Source organism: Oleiphilus sp. HI0066 (genome assembly GCF_001635725.1).
Window position 1 is genome coordinate 1 of record NZ_LWFH01000382.1, and the last position, 1,425, is coordinate 1,425.

General features: G+C 42.4%; 2 protein-coding genes and 1 tRNA gene. 1 reads left to right on the plus strand and 2 read right to left on the minus strand.

What is annotated here, in order from left to right:
- The first annotated feature begins 126 nt into the window (after positions 1-126).
- Positions 127-217, plus strand: a tRNA-Ser gene (locus A3738_RS05265).
- A gap of 93 nt (positions 218-310) precedes the next feature.
- On the opposite strand, the gene A3738_RS05270 is transcribed toward A3738_RS05265, so the two are convergent.
- Both A3738_RS05270 and A3738_RS29805 read right to left on the minus strand, forming a co-directional pair.
- Positions 311-496, minus strand: coding sequence for a hypothetical protein (locus tag A3738_RS05270; RefSeq protein WP_068476040.1), 186 nt, complete (start codon positions 494-496; stop codon positions 311-313).
- 711 nt (positions 497-1,207) lie between these two features.
- The gene (locus tag A3738_RS29805; RefSeq protein WP_156502502.1) at positions 1,208-1,381 is read right to left on the minus strand and encodes a hypothetical protein; all 174 of its coding nucleotides are present in this window, start codon (positions 1,379-1,381) and stop codon (positions 1,208-1,210) included.
- Positions 1,382-1,425: the final 44 nt, after the last annotated feature.

A 1,425-nucleotide genomic window follows, 5' to 3' on the forward strand; every position in this document is an offset into this window, starting at 1 on the left:
ATAGGGCTATAGATCAAAAAAACAACTCACAAAACTTTCAGAAAAATCGAAAATAAAGCGTTGACACCCCCAAATAAATCATTAATATACGCCTCCGTTGTCGCAAGTCGGGCAACGTCGAAATGCGGTGAGCTGCCAGAGTGGTTGAATGGACTGGTCTTGAAAACCAGCGAGGGTTAATAGCCCTCCCGGGGTTCGAATCCCTGGCTCACCGCCATTTTAAGCATATGATTTATGTACATTTTTTCCTTTTTCAATACTGCTTTGGGGCAAAAATGGGGCAAAATCAGCCTTTTTTATGCACTTCTGCTCACTCTTGTTTATATTCAAATCCTGCAATGCCTGAAATTATTATCGCTACGTTCGGGCGATCTTCGGGAACAATCTTTGCGTAATGCTTTTTCGTCGTTTCACTATTAGTGTGGCCCATGATGACCGCCACTAAATCAATTGGAACTATTTCGTGAGCAACATAGATGAGAATGCATGCCGACACTGGTTTGCACCTCGATGTCCAACGCCAGCTTTTTTTAAGATCGTCGTATAGTCATTTTTTACAGCGCGTTTTTACCAGATATCATCAGGATACTCACAGGCGTCGTACCGAAATATAGATCGCAGGTTCTCGGTCCGGATAGTAACATTATTTCCTCGTCGCATATGAAATTTTTCAGCAGGCAGGTCGTGTGTAAGTGTGAACTGCTCTTTTAGAATGTTTATTGCTGGCTGCAGAAGATGTATGGTTTGACTTCGCAAAGGCTCTTTTGGAACCTATACTCCTCTGTAGTACGCGCTCTGCGGACCGTCAGAGTCCAGTTAACCTGGTCTAGGCCTTCCCAGGCTACAGTCGTCTGTTCTAAAAACAATAAACCCATTCAGTATTTGAACAGGAACATATTGATGGCCTAAGGGCGGTAATAAGCCCCACTTTTTTAGAAATTCGATTTTATCCAGTTCAGCGGATGTAAACGGATCAGCTTCGCTTTCTTTATCCTCATCTTCTTTTAGATTTTTATTCAAGTTGGAAGATTATTTTGATAATGCTCGGGTCTGTGGTTAGATTCCGCTATCGGCACCACTGTTTAAAGCCAGAACCCGCTTTTATAGCGGGTTTTGTCGTTGTAGGGCTTTTTCCCATTCAACACCTTATATCTCACTGTGTCGAAATTGTCACGTGAAAGGGAAGTTTGATTTATTTAGTGCTTCTTTATTGCCCAATGAAATCTCTAACTTCATCTTCAGTTAGTACCTCATATGGCCAGCGAGGGTATGTGTATAGGAAGTCGTTGCCACCCTCTTTAATTTTAATCGCTGCTTGTATCTTAAAGTATGTGCCTACCGCATGCTTTTTTCGAATCGCTGACGAACATTCGACAAACATGTTCTCATCAAAGCCTTGTCCCTTAAAGGGGCTAGCTCAAATCG

What these genes read in the sequence shown, in the direction of transcription:
- A3738_RS29805 (WP_156502502.1), bottom strand. Translation starts at nt 1,381, where the DNA reads ATGTTTGTCGAATGTTCGTCAGCGATTCGAAAAAAGCATGCGGTAGGC.